The organism is Parasedimentitalea denitrificans, from assembly GCF_011813015.1.
In the GTDB taxonomy this organism is placed as follows: domain Bacteria; phylum Pseudomonadota; class Alphaproteobacteria; order Rhodobacterales; family Rhodobacteraceae; genus Parasedimentitalea; species Parasedimentitalea denitrificans.
The window spans coordinates 110,913-129,224 of record NZ_QHLQ01000003.1; the positions used below are offsets into that span (position 1 = coordinate 110,913).

The 18,312-nt window shown below is 57.2% G+C and carries 15 protein-coding genes; 8 read left to right on the forward strand and 7 right to left on the reverse strand.

The annotated features are described in order from the left end of the window. Positions 1 to 27: 27 nt before the first annotated feature. A complete protein-coding gene (locus DL239_RS05060; protein ID WP_167682910.1) occupies positions 28 to 2,916 on the reverse strand; it encodes an error-prone DNA polymerase in 2,889 nt (962 codons plus the stop codon). Between the two features lie 208 nt (positions 2,917 to 3,124). On the opposite strand from DL239_RS05060, the gene DL239_RS05065 reads away from it, so the two are divergent. Further along, positions 3,125 to 3,589 (forward strand): DUF1203 domain-containing protein, encoded by a 465-nt coding sequence (locus DL239_RS05065; protein ID WP_167682911.1) that lies wholly within the window; start codon positions 3,125 to 3,127, stop codon positions 3,587 to 3,589. A 120-nt stretch (positions 3,590 to 3,709) separates the two neighbouring features. Here the strand turns inward: DL239_RS05065 and DL239_RS05070 are convergent, their stop codons facing one another. Further along, a complete protein-coding gene (locus tag DL239_RS05070; RefSeq protein WP_167682912.1) occupies positions 3,710 to 4,201 on the reverse strand; it encodes a DUF6428 family protein in 492 nt (163 codons plus the stop codon). Between the two features lie 84 nt (positions 4,202 to 4,285). Here DL239_RS05070 and DL239_RS05075 point away from each other — a divergent pair, with 84 nt between their 5' ends. Beyond that, positions 4,286 to 4,612, forward strand: a complete 327-nt coding sequence (locus DL239_RS05075; RefSeq protein ID WP_167682913.1) for an ArsR/SmtB family transcription factor — start codon at positions 4,286 to 4,288, stop codon at positions 4,610 to 4,612. Between the two features lie 37 nt (positions 4,613 to 4,649). On the opposite strand, the gene DL239_RS05080 is transcribed toward DL239_RS05075, so the two are convergent. Continuing rightward, positions 4,650 to 5,579: an ABC transporter ATP-binding protein gene (locus DL239_RS05080; protein ID WP_167682914.1), complete on the reverse strand. Its 930-nt coding sequence runs from the start codon at positions 5,577 to 5,579 to the stop codon at positions 4,650 to 4,652. A 100-nt stretch (positions 5,580 to 5,679) separates the two neighbouring features. Continuing rightward, positions 5,680 to 6,144 (reverse strand): hypothetical protein, encoded by a 465-nt coding sequence (locus tag DL239_RS05085; protein ID WP_167682915.1) that lies wholly within the window; start codon positions 6,142 to 6,144, stop codon positions 5,680 to 5,682. Positions 6,145 to 6,186: 42 nt separating this feature from the next. Between DL239_RS05085 and polA the strand changes: the two genes are divergently transcribed. Beyond that, entirely contained in the window at positions 6,187 to 8,988 is a 2,802-nt protein-coding gene (gene polA, locus DL239_RS05090; RefSeq protein WP_167682916.1) for a DNA polymerase I, read from the forward strand. Between the two features lie 211 nt (positions 8,989 to 9,199). Next, complete coding sequence (locus DL239_RS05095; protein ID WP_206188347.1) at positions 9,200 to 9,658, forward strand: hypothetical protein; 459 nt, start codon at positions 9,200 to 9,202, stop codon at positions 9,656 to 9,658. 39 nt (positions 9,659 to 9,697) lie between these two features. On the opposite strand, the gene DL239_RS05100 is transcribed toward DL239_RS05095, so the two are convergent. From DL239_RS05100 to DL239_RS05110, 3 genes are all read right to left on the reverse strand, one after another. Next, positions 9,698 to 9,934 (reverse strand): DUF2798 domain-containing protein, encoded by a 237-nt coding sequence (locus DL239_RS05100; RefSeq protein ID WP_167683050.1) that lies wholly within the window; start codon positions 9,932 to 9,934, stop codon positions 9,698 to 9,700. A 93-nt stretch (positions 9,935 to 10,027) separates the two neighbouring features. Further along, on the reverse strand, positions 10,028 to 10,780 hold the full coding sequence (locus DL239_RS05105; RefSeq protein WP_167682918.1) for a hydroxypyruvate isomerase family protein: 753 nt from the start codon (positions 10,778 to 10,780) through the stop codon (positions 10,028 to 10,030). A gap of 128 nt (positions 10,781 to 10,908) precedes the next feature. Beyond that, positions 10,909 to 11,490: a DUF1285 domain-containing protein gene (locus DL239_RS05110; protein ID WP_167682919.1), complete on the reverse strand. Its 582-nt coding sequence runs from the start codon at positions 11,488 to 11,490 to the stop codon at positions 10,909 to 10,911. 64 nt (positions 11,491 to 11,554) lie between these two features. Between DL239_RS05110 and DL239_RS05115 the strand changes: the two genes are divergently transcribed. Genes DL239_RS05115 through DL239_RS05130 form a run of 4 tightly spaced genes read left to right on the forward strand, consistent with a single transcriptional unit; the run spans position 11,555 to position 18,259 of the window. After that, positions 11,555 to 12,562, forward strand: coding sequence for an AAA family ATPase (locus tag DL239_RS05115; protein WP_167682920.1), 1,008 nt, complete (start codon positions 11,555 to 11,557; stop codon positions 12,560 to 12,562). Then, on the forward strand, positions 12,559 to 13,446 hold the full coding sequence (locus tag DL239_RS05120) for a DUF58 domain-containing protein (RefSeq protein ID WP_369410538.1): 888 nt from the start codon (positions 12,559 to 12,561) through the stop codon (positions 13,444 to 13,446). The genes DL239_RS05115 and DL239_RS05120 overlap by 4 nt, the downstream gene beginning before the upstream one ends. Then, on the forward strand, positions 13,446 to 16,220 hold the full coding sequence (locus DL239_RS05125) for a DUF4159 domain-containing protein (RefSeq protein WP_167682921.1): 2,775 nt from the start codon (positions 13,446 to 13,448) through the stop codon (positions 16,218 to 16,220). The genes DL239_RS05120 and DL239_RS05125 overlap by 1 nt, the downstream gene beginning before the upstream one ends. Beyond that, positions 16,217 to 18,259, forward strand: coding sequence for a hypothetical protein (locus tag DL239_RS05130; RefSeq protein WP_167682922.1), 2,043 nt, complete (start codon positions 16,217 to 16,219; stop codon positions 18,257 to 18,259). Before DL239_RS05125 ends, DL239_RS05130 begins: the two co-directional genes overlap by 4 nt. The last annotated feature ends 53 nt before the right edge of the window (positions 18,260 to 18,312 follow it).

Genomic DNA, 18,312 nt, shown 5'->3' on the forward strand with positions numbered 1-18,312 from the left:
CTCTCACCCTCCGATGGTTCTGATGTTCTACGGTGTCAGCCGATCCCTCAGCAACGCCAACGGATGCGCCTTCAGCGACAGCCGCATGGCAACGTAATCCTCTACCACCTCTTCCCCCAGCGACATCTTGGGGAGCAGCGCAGCAGGTTCATCTATCGCCTCACCCTCTAGCCCCTGGGCAAACAATGGCAATGGCTTGACCGAGGCAATCGCCTTGGCCGCCCACAGCGCTTCGCGACGTTTCATTCCTAACGCAGCAAAGGCATCGGCCTCGGCCAGTCGTTCGATCACCCCGGGGGCCAACCCTGCCTTACGCCAAACATCATCAATCTCAGTATAGCCATTGCCACGCGCTGCGGTCAGCCAACCGGCGTCCTCTTCCCGCAATCCCTTGATCTGGCGTAGCCCCAGCCGCAGCGCCAACCCGCCACGTCCATCCGGCTCCATCACGTTATCCCAGAAGCTGGCGTTGATGCAGATCGGACGCACCTCGACCCCATGTTCCCGCGCATCCCGCACAATTTGGGCCGGGGCGTAAAACCCCATCGGCTGCGCATTCAACAACGAACAGGCAAAGATGCCGGGATGGTGACATTTGATCCAGGCGCTGGCATAGACCAGCAGTGCAAAACTGGCCGCATGGCTTTCCGGAAACCCATAGGACCCGAAACCCTCAATCTGACTAAAACACCGCTCGGCAAAGTCAGTCTCGTAGCCGTTGCGCGCCATGCCGCGTAGAAAGAGCGTCCGGAATTCACTGACATTGCCGTGTTTCTTAAACGTCGCCAGCGAGCGGCGCAAACGGTCGGCCTGCTCGGGGGTGAACCCCGCTCCGACAATGGCAATCTGCATCGCCTGTTCCTGAAACAGCGGCACCCCCATCGTCTTGCCCAGCACATCCCCCAGCGCATCCGACGGCAATGTCACCTTCTCCTCGCCATTGCGCCGACGGATATAGGGGTGCACCATATCCCCTTGGATCGGGCCCGGACGGATGATCGCCACCTCGATCACCAGATCATAGAACTCACGCGGCCGCATGCGCGGCAGGAAATTCATCTGCGCCCGGCTCTCTACCTGAAACACACCGATGCAGTCCGCCTTGCACAACATATCATAGACCACCGGATCCTCGGGCGGCAGGCTGGCCAGGTTCCAGCTTTGGCGGTGATGGGTGTGGATCAGATCAAACGCTTTGCGGATACAGGTCAACATTCCCAGGCTCAGCACATCGACCTTAAGAATGCCCAATGCGTCGATGTCGTCCTTGTCCCAGCAGATCACCGTACGCCCCTCCATGGTGGCGTTCTCAATCGGCACCAGTTCGTCCAATCGGCCATCCGTGATGATGAAGCCGCCCACGTGCTGGGATAGGTGTCTCGGAAACCCGATGATTTGATAGACCAGATCCATGGTCTGGCGCAGACGTAGGTCACTGGCATCCAACCCGATTTCGGCCATCCTCTGCGCCTCTAGCCCCTTGGCGCTAAAGAACCCCCACAGCTGTGACGACAGCGCCGAGATCGTATCATTGCTCAACCCCATTGCCCGCCCCACCTCGCGGATTGCCCGTTTACCCCGGTAGTGAATCACCGTCGCGCAAAGCCCTGCCCGTTCGCGGCCATAGTGTTCATAGATGTGCTGGATCACCTCTTCTCGCCGCTCGTGCTCAAAGTCCACGTCGATATCGGGCGGCTCGTCCCGGGCCTCGGACACAAAGCGTTCGAACACCATGGTGCCGATTTCAGGGCTAACCGAGGTCACCCCCAGACAATAGCAAACCACCGAATTTGCCGCCGAGCCACGCCCCTGGCACAGGATGCCACGGCTGCGGGCGAAATCCACGATGTCGCGCACGGTCAGAAAATAAGGTTCATAGCGCAACTTGCCGATCAGGGTTAGCTCATGCTCTAGCATGTCCCGCACTTTGGCTGAGGCCCCCCCGGGATAACGCCAAGCCAGCCCTTCCAGCGCCAACCTACGCAACCTTTCCCCCGGTGTTTCGCCAGCGACCGCCTCGCTGGGATAATCATAACGCAGCTCGTCCAGTGAAAAACTCAACTGCTGCGCCAGCGCCCCGGCCCGGTCTACGGCGTCCTCATACCCCGCAAAAATCCGCCTCATCTCAGCCTCGGATCGCATCCGCTGTTCGCCGTTGGCCAGCGCCGAGCGGCCCAGTGCCTCGACCTTGCTATGCAGCCGGATCGCGCTTAGCACATCCGCCAACCGCCGCCGCGCGCCGTGATGCATCCGCGGCGCAGCACTGGCCAACGTGGGAACACCCAGTTCGCCAGCCCAAGTTGCAACCTGTGCAAACCGCACACCGTCAGTGCCATCGTATGCCGGGGCCATCAACATATGCATCCGCCTACCAAAGCGGCGCGTCAGGCCATTTATATGCGGCAACCACCCGCCCGCACCGCCCTGCCCCCGTTGCGGCTGTGGCACCAACAGTAGGTGAAGATCCTCGGCAAACTCCAACAGATCACACAAATGCAGGATGCAACCCCCCTTGTCTGCTCTCAGCCGCCCCCGTGAGATCAGCCGACATAGATTGCCCCATCCCACACGGGTTTCGGGCAAGACGATCACAGGTGGCGCATCAGTGACCACCAGCTTGGCCGCCGGGATCAGGCGCGGCACGTCATAGATCGGAAAGCTGTCAGGCCGGGCAGCGCCATCCGGACAAGGCGGCCCAATCGGGTCATTGTCCTTATCCCAAGCCAACCGCTCACGTACTCGACGCGCGATGTCCCGCGCCTCGGTATGGGCACGGACGATACCGCTAACCGAATTCTCATCCGCAATTGCCAGCGCCGGAATGCCCAGCACCAATGCACGCTGAACATACTCCTCCGGGTGAGACGCCCCGGTGAGGAAGGTAAAGTTAGAAAGATTCGCAAATTCGGCAAACATACTCGATACAGTATTCTCGTTTTGTTCTCACTTCGAGTCCCCTCGTGCATTCACTCGCACCGGGCCGCAGGCACGGTGCCACGCCCAACGGGCGGAGCCACAGACAGCGGCGACAACGGGCGGGAGCCCTTCGTTCAAATGCGCAGGATACGGGTCGATCAGGATGCCAGAACTCTGGCAGTACTTCAGCAACAAACGGAGACATCACATGACCAAAATCACCGCCCTACCCACCGACATTGTCCGCGCCCTGCAAAATGGTAGGCAAGATGCACACGGCCAACCCCCTGAACACGCAGTCTCGGATGGTGGCGGAAATCCCTGCCGTCATTGCCTGAAATACATTCCCAAAGGTGCCGGGATGCTGATCCTCGCCCACCGGCCGTTCCCGGAGGCACAGCCCTATGCAGAAACCGGGCCAATCTTTCTCTGCGCGGACACCTGCGAGCAACACCAAGGCGATCAAATTCCTGAGGTCTTTACCCAGTCGCCTGACTATCTGATCAAAGGCTACAGTCACGATGATCGCATCGTCTATGGCACCGGAGTAGTCATCGATAAAGATCGAATGATGCAACAGGCCGAAGAAATTCTAGAAGATGAGCGGGTGGACTATGTGCACATCCGATCCTCCCGCAACAATTGCTATCAGGCTCGGATAGATCGGGGATAGGACATACAGCGTTTGCCAAGGATGTTCCATCAGATTGACTGAACTGGCCAAGGCACTCACCTCGACCAACGGTTACAACCTTGGCCCACCAAGAGGAACGGGCCAAGGTTTCTTTTCTACCTAGGCACAACAGGCCGTTTGCACATTCCCCGCGCCACAACAGGCTGTGGAATTGGCAGCCAGTTCGCCCGCCGAGGCAGGTTTGCACGTGGCCCGGCCTTCACTCAGAAATAACCTGATCTGATCGTCGCCAGATGTCAGCGATGCAACCTGATACCGACGGAGCCCTTTGTTCTTAACTGCGAACTCAAAGAACAGAGGCACAGTGCCTAGGTTACGGATTTCAATCATGCTCCGATTGGCGATTGCGGCAAACTTTTTGGTGCTCATGGGCTGCCCGTTCTGCCCATCTAACAACTGCACATGCGTTTCCCGCCAGTCATCAATATTGCCGCCGCAATCAATACTTTTGATCGAAACCTGTTTTAGCTCGGTCACGTGATAGCCGCCGCCAATTTCACCCTCGGCTGTTTCGAACACCAGCGACCCGTCTGAGGCTTGCGATTCAAGCACATCCAGTATGCCGTTCAATGTTGTCAGTTCCTGAGCCATCGTGTAATCCTCTCCTATATTTCAATATCTCAAGTATTATTGAAATATAGGAGAGTCAATAAACATCTCAACGAGGGTTGAAATATGAATGAAAGCCAAGTCATCGAAGCCCTGGGCGCCCTAGCTCAGGAAACGCGGCTACGCATTCTCAGGTTTCTGGTCACAAAAGGCAGCGATGGAGCCTCGGCCGGAGAAATCGGCGAGGCCGTTGATGCTGCTTCGTCCAGAGCATCATTTCACCTGTCGACCCTTGCTAAGGCAGGACTGGTCACAGCCGAGCGTCAGTCACGCCATATCATCTACCGAGTCGATTTTGACGCCATGGGCGGAATGATCGGCTATCTAATCAACGACTGCTGCAAAAACCATCAGGATGTCGTGGCCTGCTGTGGGACACCCAAAACCTGCTAACCTTCTTACGCAGGCCACATATTCGTAGACATAAGCGTTACTGGGACGAGGTCAGAGACAAGAACACGTCTTCCAGATCGGCCTCTTCGGTCTTTACATCACGGATGGTGATCCCGGCCTCGTGGACCGCAGCCAACACCTGTTCGGCACTGGTTGCACCAACGCGGTACCGCAGTAGCACGGCACCATCACTGCGCAACTCGGACTCAATTCCATCACCCTGAGGCAAGGTTTCAACCGCTGCGTCGGGATGAACAACCATCGTTTTGGCATCCAGCCGCCCGAGCAGGTTCTTGGTACTATCACGCACCACTACCTCGCCCGAATTGATGATAGCGATCTCGTCGCACATCTCTTCGGCTTCTTCCAGATAGTGAGTGGTCAGGATGATAGTCATACCCTGTTCGTTCAGCTTGCGGATGTTGGTCCACAGCATCTGGCGCAGCTCAATATCAACACCAGCAGTGGGTTCATCCAACACCAGAATATTCGGACGATGCACCAGTGCCTTACCCAGCAACAGCCGCCGCTGCATGCCGCCCGACAGGGTGCGGGCATAGGCCTCGGCCTTGTCCTCTAACCCGACCATACGCAAAATCTCATCACTGCGACGTTCAGACTTGGGGACACCGTATAGTCCTGCCTGCACCTCAAGTGCCCCACGTGGGGAAAAGAATGGGTCCAGATTCAATTCCTGCGGCATAACCCCGATCGACGCACGCGACTGGCGCGGGTTAGTATCCTGATCAAAGCCCCAGATCGACACCTTGCCCGAGGTTTTAAGCACCAGACCCGCCAGAATATTGATCAGAGTCGATTTGCCCGCACCATTGGGCCCGAGCAAACCAAACACAGATCCGCGTGGAATGCTCAGATCGATCCCTTTGAGCGCCTGCTTCTCAGGTTGTCCCTTGGCACCCTTGTAGGTTTTGAACAAACCTTCAATCCGGATCGCATCCTGTGTCATCGCAGCTCTTACCCCATAAATTCTCTGCCTCGCAGAGTCCTAATGGACAACCAAGAGGACCGCCAGCGATTGAGGCAGGAAAACCCGACTAAAGCACTTGTCAATGCGAACAAGGATCGTCCATCAGCAACTGCCCGGTCTGAACATCAATATGATCTTGGACTGCGTATCCGGATGCCCAGTGAACAATCCCACCATTAACAGTATCGCCCATGCCATTGGGAAAACCAATTGCCCCCTTAACGGGATCCATTACAACGATCTCAGCCTCAAGACCATCGGCGCAGGATAAGGTCGCGACCCTCGTAAAATCGTCATCGCCCGGTATCGTACCTGTGCAAATCGTACCGTCGTTCAGATTGCCACTGATAGTGCTGTCTTTGATACCAATTACTGTGCCCACAAACCAACGATCTGTTTCGGTACTGATACATGCGAAAACGCGCTGGCAGTGGAATTTGTCAGAACTCATGGGGCAATTCGGAGCACCATAGGTTTCGGCCCGGGCGGTGGTTGTTGCCAGAACAATGGCACAAACAACGGCTGGCAGGTGAAGAACATTCATGCGATGTATTCCTTCGAAAACGCGATCCGAGGAGCAGTAGATATGGACGGAACTTTTGGCAAGGGATGCCATCTGCATCTGATCGACGGCTCGGCCTTTATCTTTCGCGCCTATCACGCGCTGCCTCCGCTGACGCGTAAATCCGATGGGCTCCCGATTGGCGCGGTTGCGGGGTTCTGCAACATGCTGCAGCGCTATGTCGAGGGCAACACTGGCCCAGATGCACCAACCCACGTGGCGGTGATTTTTGACCACTCGGGCAAGACATTCCGCAACGACCTGTATGATCTCTATAAGGCCAACCGCCCCCCTGCCCCCGAAGATCTGCGCCCGCAGTTTCCGCTGACCCGCGATGCCACTCGGGCGTTCAACATCGCCTGCAAAGAGGTCGAAGGGTTTGAAGCCGACGACATCATGGCGACGCTGGCCTGTCAGGCGCGCGACGCCGGTGGACGCTGTACCATTATCAGCTCGGACAAAGATCTGATGCAACTGGTCGGTGGCGGCGTGGAAATGCTGGACGCGATGAAGAACAAGCGCATCGACAGTGACGGAGTGGTCGAAAAATTCGGTGTTGGCCCAGAACGTGTGGTAGATGTGCAGGCACTGGCCGGTGATAGCGTCGATAACGTGCCCGGTGCGCCGGGTATCGGCATCAAGACCGCCGCACTGTTGATCAACGAATATGGCTCACTTGAAGAGCTGCTGGACCGCGCTGAAGAGATCAAACAGCCCAAACGCCGCCAGACCCTAATCGACAAGCGCGAGCAGATTGAGATGTCCAAGACTCTGGTGCAACTAGACTGCAACATGGAGTTGGACTTCACCATCGAAGATCTGGAATTCAAGGATCCTGAGCCGGACGTTCTGTTGGGTTTCCTCGCGGAAATGGAGTTCCGTACTCTGACCAAACGGATGGCGGATCAACTGGGCCAAGAGGCTCCGGTCATCCCCGAGGCATCGCCACAGACAGCCGAAGTTGCAGCACCAGAAGCGGTTCCGTTTGATAGTGACGCATACACTTGCGTGACCAACACCGAAGAGTTGCAGCCCTGGATCGACCAAATCCATCAGCGTGGCTGGGTGGCCGTGGATACTGAAACCACAGGCCTCGATTCAATGGTGGTTGATCTTGTTGGCATCTCGCTCTGCGTTGAACCAGGTCAGGCCTGCTATATCCCGCTGACCCATCGGGCTGCCGCAGCAGATGACCTGTTTGGCACCGATGATCTGGCCGAAGGGCAAATGCCGGTAGCGCAGGCGTTAGAGATGCTGAAACCAGTTCTGCAAGATCCGGCGATCATGAAAATCGGCCAGAACATGAAATACGACGCCAAGATTTTCGCTCGCCAAGGCATTGCTGTGGCGCCGATTGATGACACTATGCTAATGTCCTATGCGCTGAACGGCGGTAAGCATAATCATGGCATGGACACCCTGTCAGAGCGCTATCTGGATCACACTCCGATCCCGATCAAACCCTTGCTGGGCACTGGTAAATCCGCGATCACCTTTGACAAGGTTCCGGTCAGTGACGCGGTGCCATATGCAGCCGAGGATGCGGATATCACACTACGTCTGTGGCAGCTGTTCAAGCCGCAACTGCATCAGGAAAAAGTCACCGCCGTCTATGAAACACTGGAACGTCCGCTTGTTCCGGTTCTGACCAAGATGGAAATGGACGGCATCAAGGTTGACCGCGACACGCTCAGCCGCATGTCCAATGCCTTTGCCCAGAAAATGGCGGGGCTTGAGGCTGAAATTTATGAGTTGGCCGGGGAAACTTTCAACGTCGGCTCACCCAAACAGCTAGGCGAAATCCTGTTTGGCAAGCTAGAGCTACCCGGCGGCAAGAAGGGCAAGACCGGCGCCTATGCCACCGGCGCTGATATCCTTGAGGATTTGGCCACCGAACATGACCTGCCCGCACGGGTGCTGGACTGGCGGCAGCTGTCCAAGCTGAAGTCGACCTATACCGACGCGTTGCAAGACCACATCAACGCCGACACAGGTCGCGTGCATACATCGTACATTCAGACCGGCGCCAATACCGGCCGCATGGCCTCCTCCGATCCGAACCTACAGAACATTCCGGTGCGTTCTGAAGAGGGGCGCCGGATCCGCGAGGCCTTTGTTCCCGAAGAAGGCAACGTGCTACTGTCGCTCGACTACAGCCAGATCGAATTACGCATTCTGGCCCATATCGCGGGCATCGATACGTTGAAACAAGCCTTTGCGGATGGCATCGACATTCACGCCATGACCGCTTCGGAAATGTTCAATGTGCCACTGGACGAAATGACACCTGACATCCGCCGACAAGCCAAAGGCATCAACTTTGGTGTTATCTACGGAATTTCTGGCTTTGGTCTGGCCCGCAACCTGCGTATTCCAAGGGCCGAAGCGCAGGGCTTTATTGACCGTTATTTCGAACGCTTCCCCGGCATCCGCAAATACATGGACACAACGGTCGAGTTCGCCAAGGAACACGGCTATGTGCAGACCCTGTTTGGCCGCAAAATCCACACGCCCGAGATTGCCGCCAAAGGCCCCCGCGCCGGTTTTGCAAAACGCGCCGCGATCAACGCGCCGATCCAAGGTACTGCCGCAGATGTGATCCGCCGCGCCATGATCCGGATGCCGGACGCCATCGCCCATCTGCCTGCGCGGATGTTGCTACAAGTGCACGATGAACTGCTGTTCGAAGTGCCTGAGGATGCTGTTGAGGACACCATCGCCACCGCGAAATCAGTAATGGAAAACGCCGCGGATCCGGCAGTGTATTTGGATGTAAAGCTGATCGTGGATGCCGGTCGTGGTGCCAATTGGGCCGAGGCCCACTAAGCTAACCGCAACACCGGAAACCAAGCCCTCCCGCGCCTGTAAAGTTAACTGGCTCCGCCAGTTAACTCGGCCAGTCTTGGGCATAGCGCCGCGCCATGCGCGGCGCGGGTTGCACCCAGACCACATGAAGCGCTCCCTCGGAGCGTTTCATGCCACGCCCAACTGGCAGTGCACCTCCGGCAGGAGGTCGATGACGGGCGGGAGACCATCGTTGGTATTGCAAGCCTCTTGCCACAACCTGATTGTTGATGGACACTCTAAACTGTTGGAGAGCCTGCACGGAGCTGTATACATCATGAAACGCTTCATCCAAATAGCCATACTTTCCGTTGCCATAGCCCTGCCAAATGTAGCAGCCAGTCAAGAAGGCTGGATCTATGTTTCGCAAGAAGGTCACCAATACAGCGCAAAACTGAACGCGGACGGAGTGGTGCTGGAATCGCTTTACCCGGTCGCTCGTTTTACTGGCAGCGGAGCAATGACCCAGGTTATTACAGGTACCGAAACATTGTATCTAGGGCGCGACTGCGATGCCTATTCCAAGGTGCTAGGCAGCGGAACTTGGGCTTGGGCCAATGGTGGTTTTGTCGCCAGACTTGAAGGCAAGGAAATCTGGTTCCCGCGCCAAGAAATTGATGCAAACAACGGCCTCAAATGCGCGCTACGCTAGCAGGCTGGCAGATGAAAGTCGCAGCCTTGCCTGCCTTGATCAGGGTTCGATGGGCTGGCGAACCAGCTTGGCCACCAATCGCCGGACCAATGGTGCGACGACCAAAACCACGGCAAAAGCAATCGGCCAGCTAAAACTCCAAGATGAGATCCACGCATCAAATGTTTGCGCGTCGAAACCGAAGTTTTTTATCGCAACAACGAATGTAACAATACCGGACATGATACCGGAGAGAATTAGCCCAAAAAGGATGGGCGCAAAACGGGCTGGAAGCATCAAGGTAGCCTTCTGCAAATACGTGCTCGGCAATACATGCAGGATTCGGAATGAGAATACCAGTGCATGCGTGCACACCCATCGTTCATTCCGTTACGACATCCAGCCCAGGCTATCTTCGGTACGTTTAGTTGAGGGCGTGTATTCCGCGCTGACCCAACCGGCATAACCGCTGTCATCAAAGGCGTTGAACAAGGCGTTAAAGTCCATTGAGCCAGTACCCGGTTCGCTGCGTGCAGGGGCTGCGCCAATTTGGATATGCGTCGCATGGGTCGAAAAACTATCCCAAACCTGCGCAGCATCACCGTGAATCATCTGGGCGTGATAGGCATCAAATTGCAGTCCCACATTGGGCCGATCCACAGCTTCCAGAATCTCAACCGCCAGATTGTAATCATCCAGAAAATACCCCGGCTGATCACCACCATTAAGCGGCTCGATGGTAAATTTCTGCTTAGGCGCCCTGTCCGCTGCCCACTGTAGATTGCGAATGTAGGTCTGTTGCGCTTCAGCACCTTTTTCATACCCAGCCATCACGTGAATCATTCCCGGGCGCAACACATCTGCATAACGTAGCGCCCTACGGATATCGCGCTGAAAACGGTCCTCGCCCCCTGGAACAGCGGCATACCCCGGTTCGCCGCCGGTGTAGTTCGGTGGCGGAGCGTTGATTAGCAATAATTCCAGACCATTGCTCATCAGAGCGCGTTGGGTTTCCTTGGCTGCGGTTTCATAAGGGTACAGAATCTCAACTGCTTCAAACCCGGCATCTGCAGCGGCCTGAAACCGATCAAGATACGGCAACTCAGAAAACAACAACGAAATATTGGCTGCAAACTTGGGCATCAAGTGCGTCTCCGGTTAAATTTGGTCAACCTCACGGGCGAGACCAGAGCTGGTTAATTATTGCCACAACTTGATCCAATTGTGGCGCATTTATTCGTTCAAATTGCGCGCAACTTACTGCAGTCAAATCACGTGCCATCTAATTCCTGTGATGGGATCACCGGAAAAAACTGTCCTGACGACCACAATCCGAACCAGCCCTCGTGATGCGCGCCAAGCTCAACCAATCGATAAAAGCTTTTGCGATCAATCAGCGCCTCCAGATCGGCGCGGATCAGGACATAGGGGGATGGCTCACCTGTTTGTGGGTCACGCACGACACGAATGGGATGATTTGGCCCGGCAACAGCAGTATCCCCAACATGGGTAGAAAAACTGAGAACCTGCTCATCCCCGTTGCCCGTGGCGTCAAAATCCACCGCAACGAAGGGCGCGTCATCAACGGTAATGCCGACTTTTTCAACCGGAGTGACTAGGAAGTACTTACCTTCCTCGCGCTTAAGAATCGACGAGAAGAGTTTGACCAATTCAAAACGACCAATGGGCGTTCCCAAATAGAACCATGTGCCATCTCGGGCGATCCGCATATCCAGGTCACCACAAAACGGTGGATTCCACAGGTGCACTGGCGGCATTCCGCCTTTCTTGGCCGCTTTTACCGAGGCAGCGATCCCTTCGGCGGATGGGCTCACGTCTTTTTGTCTATTCATTGCTTTTGCCATTTCCCTCCAGCACGATAGAGTACCAGTATATATTCGCGATAAGGGGAATGTCATGTCCGAACCCGACGACCTGCTGATTGAAATCGAGGCACTGCAACAAAAGCTGCAACAGGCACGGGACTCGATCACCCGGCAGTTCATTGGTCAGGAGCGTGTCGTGGACCTTGCGCTGTCGACTTTGCTGTGTGGCGGCCACGGATTGCTTATTGGCTTGCCGGGGCTGGGCAAGACGCTGCTGGTCGAAACGCTTGCCACCGTGATGGGGCTCGATGGCAACCGGATCCAATTTACACCTGACCTGATGCCCGCCGACATTCTTGGCTCCGAGGTGCTGGATACCGACGCTGACGGCCATCGCTCGTTCCGGTTCGTGCCGGGGCCGGTATTTTGCCAGTTGTTGATGGCGGATGAAATCAACCGCGCCAGCCCACGTACTCAGTCTGCGCTGTTGCAGGCGATGCAGGAACATACAGTGACAGTCGCCGGTGAAGACCGCCCACTTGGCGCTCCGTTCCATGTGCTCGCGACCCAGAACCCGATTGAACAAGAGGGCACCTATCCGTTGCCCGAGGCGCAGCTGGACCGTTTCTTGCTTAAGATCGATGTCAAATACCCAACACGGGACACCGAACGCGATATTCTGCTGGCCACGACTGGGACAGTGGACAGCAAGGCCGCTCAGGTCTTCACGGGGGAGGAATTGATCGCAGCACAAACCCTGTTGCGTCGGATGCCGGTTGGGGAATCTGTGATGGAACTGATCTTGGATCTGGTGCGTGCGTTCCGCCCAGATGAACCCGGTATTTCCGATCAAGTCGCGCAAACTGTGGCCTGGGGCCCCGGCCCTCGCGCTGCACAGGCATTGATGCTGGCGGTTCGGGCACGGGCGCTGTTGCAGGGCCATCTTGTGCCCAGCGCCGAGGACGTGATTGATATGGCGCAACCGGTGCTTAGCCACCGTATGGCGCTGAACTTTGCGGCCCGGGCACGTGGGGATAGTCTAACGGATCTGATTGCCGACACCGCGACTGAACTCACTCGGACCAAGGCCGCCGCGTGAGCGCCCCTGCCATCTCCCAAGCGATAGAGCTACGGCACCGTGCCGAGATTGAAGCCGGGAGCCTGCCGCCCCTGTTGGTTCAAGCCGAACAATTGGCTGGTTCTGTCTTGCTGGGCGAGCACGGCCGCAGGCGTGCGGGAATGGGAGATGATTTTTGGCAATACCGCCCCGCCCAACCCGGCGATAGCCGCAACCTGATCGACCACCGCCGCTCTGCACGCGGAGATCAGCAGTTCATCCGCGAACGTGAGTGGCAAATTGCCCAAACCGTGCATGTCTGGGTGGACCAAGGCGGGTCGATGCGCTTTGCCTCAACGCCTGACTTGCCGCTAAAAATTGACCGTGCCCGCAAATTGGCATTGGCGGCGTCGATCCTGATGGTCCGTGGTGGTGAACGCGTTGGTCTGACGGGGACAACCCTGCCACCGCGCAGTGGCAACATGCAAATTCTGCGCATGGCCGAGGCCCTCTGCATTGAGGACGAGGCGGACTATGCTCCGCCAGAGCACCACGCCATGATCCCCCATGCGCGCGGGCTGTTCATTTCTGATTTCCTTGGCCCGTTTGAAGAACTGCAACTGGCGCTTAGTAAGGCTGCCGACCGAGGGCTTCGCGGTATTCTGCTACAGGTTCTCGATCCCAGCGAAGAAGGTTTTCCCTTTTCCGGCCGTACCCTGTTCGAAAGCGTCAGTGGCGGGCTACGGCATGAAACACTCAAGGCCTCGGCCCTGCGCGATCGCTATCTTGATCGACTGGCAGAGCGGCGTGATGCTTTGGAAAACTTGTGCCGGGCCACTGGCTGGCGCATGGGCCTGCATCACACCGGAGACAGCGCACAGGCCGCGCTGTTGTGGTTGTATCACGCACTAGAAAGAACCGAATAATGACAATGCTGGCTGGCATCGGTTTCACCACACCCTGGCTACTACTGGGCCTGTTGGCACTGCCAATCCTATGGCTGCTGCTACGTGCGGTTCCTCCTGCACCAGTGCGTCGCGTATTTCCTGCTGTCACCTTGTTGTTGGGACTCGCCGACGACGAAAGCCTGTCTGACAGAACCCCATGGTGGCTGCTACTGTTGCGAATGTTGGCTGTTGCTGCTGCGATCATCGGTCTGTCAGGGCCAGTTCTGAACCCGGCACCCGCCACCACCGAAGGCAGCGGCCCGCTACTGGTGGTTCTGGATGCCAGTTGGGCTGGAGCTGACGACTGGAGGAAGACCAGTGAACAGATCACCGCGAAACTGAACGAAGCAGGTCGCGCCGAGCGTACAATTGCGATGCTCCGCCTGACCGCGCCCGAGCCTTTGCAATTTCAATCAGCTGATGTCTGGCGCAAACGCGTTGCCGGTTTGTCGCCCCAGCCATGGCAGCCCAACCCGGATCTGATTGCCGCCTCAATCAATCACATAGCTACGGTCGACGCCGGATTTGACACTCTGTGGTTTTCCGATGGGTTGGAATATCCAGAAAGGGACCAACTGACGTCAGTGCTAGGTTCGCGCGGAGATGTACAAGTGTTCCAGACCGCGGCCAACAGATTGGGGCTGTTGCCAGCTCAATTTGTTGACGGTGCGATTGAACTATCGATCATTCGCAGCAACCTTGGCCTAGAGCAACAGGTAATCGTGCTAGCACAGGGTGTAGACCCCGGTGGAACCATGCGGACACTTGCCTCGGCCACTGTTGACTTTGCAATTGACGACGACAAAGCCAGCGCAAAGCTGATCCTTCCATCGGAACTGCGCGCCCGGATCTCTCGGTTTGAACTTCAGCGGATACGCTCAGCCGGGGCCGTTGCCCTGACCGATGACAGCCTGCGTCGCCGCGAGGTGGCGCTAATCTCATCACAGACCGACAACGAAGGCCTGGTTCTCCTGTCACCGGTCCACTACCTGCGCCAAGCCCTGCAACCAACTGCGGAGTTATTCGAGGGTGGGTTGGGCGATCTTTTACCCGCCAATCCGGATGTCATCATTCTTGCGGATGTGGCCCGACTTGCCCAAGACGAAGAAGAACAACTGATCGAGTGGGTCGAAAAAGGTGGAATGCTGTTGCGCTTTGCCGGCCCGCGCCTTGCCGCCAGTGATATTTCTCGCAACGAAGAACATCCATTGATGCCCGTCCGGTTGCGCAGTGGAGGCCGCAGCCTTGGCGGCGCGATGAGCTGGGGCGAGCCCAAGACCCTAGCTCAGTTTCAGCAAGACACTCCGTTTTTTGGCCTGACCATCCCCCAAGAGGTAACGGTCAGTTCGCAAGTTGTGGCACAACCAGACCCAAGTCTGGCGGACCGGGTCATCGCCGAATTGGGCGATGGCACCCCGCTGGTCACGCGCAAAGCACTGGGTCAAGGGCAGGTTGTGCTGTTTCATGTTACCGCCAATGCAGAATGGTCCAACCTGCCCCTGTCCGGACTCTTTGTCGAAATGTTGGAACGGCTTGCGGTCTCAACTACTGCCAAGCCCCCCCGCGAGGATGAACTAGAGGGCACAGTCTGGACGCCAATCAATGTTCTTGACGGGTTTGGCCGTCTTAGCGAAGCCGGCACTCTGGGCGGCGTTGATGGTCCAAAACTGGTGTCAGCCCCCACTGGTCCTGATTTACGGCCCGGCCTGTATGACAGTGGCAGCCGCAAACTGGCGCGAAACGTACTGCGCGTGGACGATCAGTTGCAATCAGCAATCTGGCCCAACGATGTGTCGGTGATAAGCGCAGCTGTAGTCCCCGAACGTGCGCTAGGTGGTATTTTGATCAGCTTAGCACTGGTTCTGCTGGCACTGGACGTCGCCGCCTCGCTCGCAGTGTCGGGGCTGCTGCACCTGTCCCGCACCGCCGCCTTATTGCTGGGTCTTGCGACCACGGGCTGGCTGGGCCTACCTGCCCACCACGCTCAGGCGCAACAAAGCGCTGACCTCCTTGGCCTCAGCTCTGAGCTGGCGCTGGCCCATGTTCTGACCGGAGATGAGCAAGTCGATACCATCGCCTTTAACGGGCTGCGCGGGCTGTCCAACACGCTACTGTTTCGCACCTCAATCGAACCATCTGTTCCCGTGGGAGTAGATCTGGAGCGCGATGAACTGGCGTTTTATCCGCTGCTCTATTGGCCCATCACCCCAGACCAACCGCGCCCTTCGGCAGAGGCCTATTCCAGACTAAACGCCTATCTGCGCACTGGGGGCATGATCGTGTTCGACACCCGCGATGCCAATCTGGTTGGATCAGGTGCCAGCAGCGCAAACGCCAGAAAACTGCAACAACTGGCCCGGTCTTTGGATATCCCCCCACTGGAACCCCTGCCCGCCGACCATGTACTGACGCGCACATTTTACCTGCTGCAAGATTTCCCTGGTCGACATCAACGCGGCGAGGTCTGGGTCGAAGCCGCACCTGCAGATGCAGAACAGATAGAAGGCATGCCGTTTCGAAATCTCAATGATGGGGTAACGCCGGTTGTGATCGGCGGCAACGACTGGGGAGCGGCCTGGGCCGTCGACCAAAATGGGCGCCCCCTTTTGCCAGTAGGGCGTGGATTTGCTGGTGAACGCCAACGCGAGCTGGCCCATCGGTTTGGGGTCAACCTGGTGATGCATGTGCTGACCGGTAATTATAAATCCGATCAGGTCCACGTGCCTGCGTTGCTGGACAGGTTGGGCCAATGATACAAGTAATTCTATTTGACCCGCTGGTGCCATGGTCGTTGATCTGGGGGCTTTCGGCTCTGTCGCTTATCAGCATTGGCGCAGCCCTTTGGCGTGGGCTGTCAGGATGGGCCTTACGAGGTCTCGCCGCGCTGGGGCTGATTGGCGCCCTTACCGGGCCGGTTTATCAGGTCGAAGATAGGTCACCGCTGAGCGACATCGTTCTGGTGGTATCGGATGAAACCGCCAGCAACCAGCTCTCAGACCGCGCGACCCAATTGGATGAGGCCAAAAGTGTTCTAGCCGACCAACTTGCAAATCGCCCTAACACCCAGGCGCGCTGGATTACGCTTGCGGATGGCGACGGCGACAGCGGCTCGCAATTGATGGGTGCCATTTCCGATGCATTGGCCGAAGAACCACGCGCCCGGATCGCAGGCATTATCGCTCTGTCGGATGGTCAAATTCACGACACACAGAACACACCGGACCTGCCTGCCCCCTTGCACCTGCTGATGACTGGAAAAGACACCGATTGGGATCGCCGCTTGATTGTACGGAACGCCCCGGGTTTCGCCATAATCGGTGAACCCATAACCCTGAGACTGCGTATTGAAGACCAAGGAGCGCCCCAAGACAACAGCCCGCTCGCCCCTCTGGAGATATCAATCGACGGAGGCACGCCGCAGCGGTTCACCATCCCAATCGGTACCGACGTTGACCTCCCGCTAACGCTGCCGCACGGCGGGCGCAATGTGATCCAGTTCGTCGTCCCAACCGAGCAAGGCGAACTAACAGATCGCAACAACACCGCGCTGGTTCAGATCAACGGTGTGCGTGATCGATTGCGGGTGTTGCTGGTCTCAGGCGAGCCTCACCCCGGCAGCCGCACTTGGCGCAATTTGCTGAAATCCGACAGCGCGGTGGATTTGGTCCACTTCACCATCCTGCGCCCACCAGAAAAACAAGACGGCGTGCCAGTGGACGAGCTGTCGTTAATCGCCTTTCCCACGCGTGAGCTGTTTTTGGAAAAGATCGACGATTTCGACCTGATCATCTTTGACCGCTACCAACGGCGCGGTATTTTGCCTGCAATCTATCTGGATAATGTGTCCGACTATGTAACCAAAGGCGGCGCTGTCCTTGTTGCGGCTGGACCCGATTTTGCTACGGCCGACAGTATCTACCGCTCTCCTCTCTCTACGGTGCTACCGGCACGCCCAACTGCTCGGGTGATCGAGGATCCGTATCAACCAGTCGTCACTGACCTTGGGCAACGACACCCAGTCACAGCCGATCTGGGTGACCCTCAGATCTGGGGGCGCTGGCTACGCCAAATCGAAGTCGACCGCCCTCAGGGTCATACCCTGATGTCCGGCCTAGAGGACCGCCCGCTGCTGGTGCTGAACCGGGTTGGCGAGGGTCGTGTGGCATTACTGGCTTCTGATCACGCTTGGCTATGGAGCCGCGGCTATGAAGGCGGCGGCCCGCAACTGGAACTGCTGCGACGGTTGGCCCATTGGATGATGAAAGAGCCAGAGCTGGAAGAACAGGCTCTTTGGGCCGAGGCAACCGGCCAGCGGATGCGTATCCTGCGTCGCACACTGGATGACTCGGTCGGGAAGGTCACGGTAACCCAGCCCGATGGCAGCGCCGTCGATCTGGATCTGGCTGAAACAGGTCCGGGGCAATGGGAAACACAGTACGATGGCCCCGAGATCGGCCTGTACCGCCTGACCGAAGGTGACCAGTCCGCCGTCATCGGTCTTGGCCCCTCGGCTCCCCGAGAGTTTGAGGAAACCATTGCCACAGCAGACATATTGCGGCCAGTCATCAAACCCACTCGGGGTGGGCTGCTAAACCTACAAAGCGGCGTGCCCGTTCTAAGAAACGTCCGAGAAGGACGCCCAGCCGCAGGTCGAGGTTGGATAGGGCTGACACCCAAAAATGCCTATGAAACCCTGTCAGTAGTCCAATCCCAATTACTACCGCCATGGCTGGTATTGCTGCTGGTCAGTTTTTTCATCACGGTTGGCTGGATCCGAGAAGGACGCCGCTGATCGTTCATACCAATAATACAGAGCTCATTTGCTCCCCTCGTCGTTGACCTCCC

What these genes read in the sequence shown, in the direction of transcription:
- DL239_RS05060 (WP_167682910.1), bottom strand. Translation starts at nt 2,916, where the DNA reads ATGTTTGCCGAATTTGCGAATCTTTCTAACTTTACCTTCCTCACCGGG.
- DL239_RS05065 (WP_167682911.1), top strand. Translation starts at nt 3,125, where the DNA reads ATGACCAAAATCACCGCCCTACCCACCGACATTGTCCGCGCCCTGCAA.
- DL239_RS05070 (WP_167682912.1), bottom strand. Translation starts at nt 4,201, where the DNA reads ATGGCTCAGGAACTGACAACATTGAACGGCATACTGGATGTGCTTGAA.
- DL239_RS05075 (WP_167682913.1), top strand. Translation starts at nt 4,286, where the DNA reads ATGAATGAAAGCCAAGTCATCGAAGCCCTGGGCGCCCTAGCTCAGGAA.
- DL239_RS05080 (WP_167682914.1), bottom strand. Translation starts at nt 5,579, where the DNA reads ATGACACAGGATGCGATCCGGATTGAAGGTTTGTTCAAAACCTACAAG.
- DL239_RS05085 (WP_167682915.1), bottom strand. Translation starts at nt 6,144, where the DNA reads ATGAATGTTCTTCACCTGCCAGCCGTTGTTTGTGCCATTGTTCTGGCA.
- polA (WP_167682916.1), top strand. Translation starts at nt 6,187, where the DNA reads ATGGACGGAACTTTTGGCAAGGGATGCCATCTGCATCTGATCGACGGC.
- DL239_RS05100 (WP_167683050.1), bottom strand. Translation starts at nt 9,934, where the DNA reads ATGCTTCCAGCCCGTTTTGCGCCCATCCTTTTTGGGCTAATTCTCTCC.
- DL239_RS05105 (WP_167682918.1), bottom strand. Translation starts at nt 10,780, where the DNA reads ATGCCCAAGTTTGCAGCCAATATTTCGTTGTTGTTTTCTGAGTTGCCG.
- DL239_RS05110 (WP_167682919.1), bottom strand. Translation starts at nt 11,490, where the DNA reads ATGAATAGACAAAAAGACGTGAGCCCATCCGCCGAAGGGATCGCTGCC.
- DL239_RS05115 (WP_167682920.1), top strand. Translation starts at nt 11,555, where the DNA reads ATGTCCGAACCCGACGACCTGCTGATTGAAATCGAGGCACTGCAACAA.
- DL239_RS05125 (WP_167682921.1), top strand. Translation starts at nt 13,446, where the DNA reads ATGACAATGCTGGCTGGCATCGGTTTCACCACACCCTGGCTACTACTG.
- DL239_RS05130 (WP_167682922.1), top strand. Translation starts at nt 16,217, where the DNA reads ATGATACAAGTAATTCTATTTGACCCGCTGGTGCCATGGTCGTTGATC.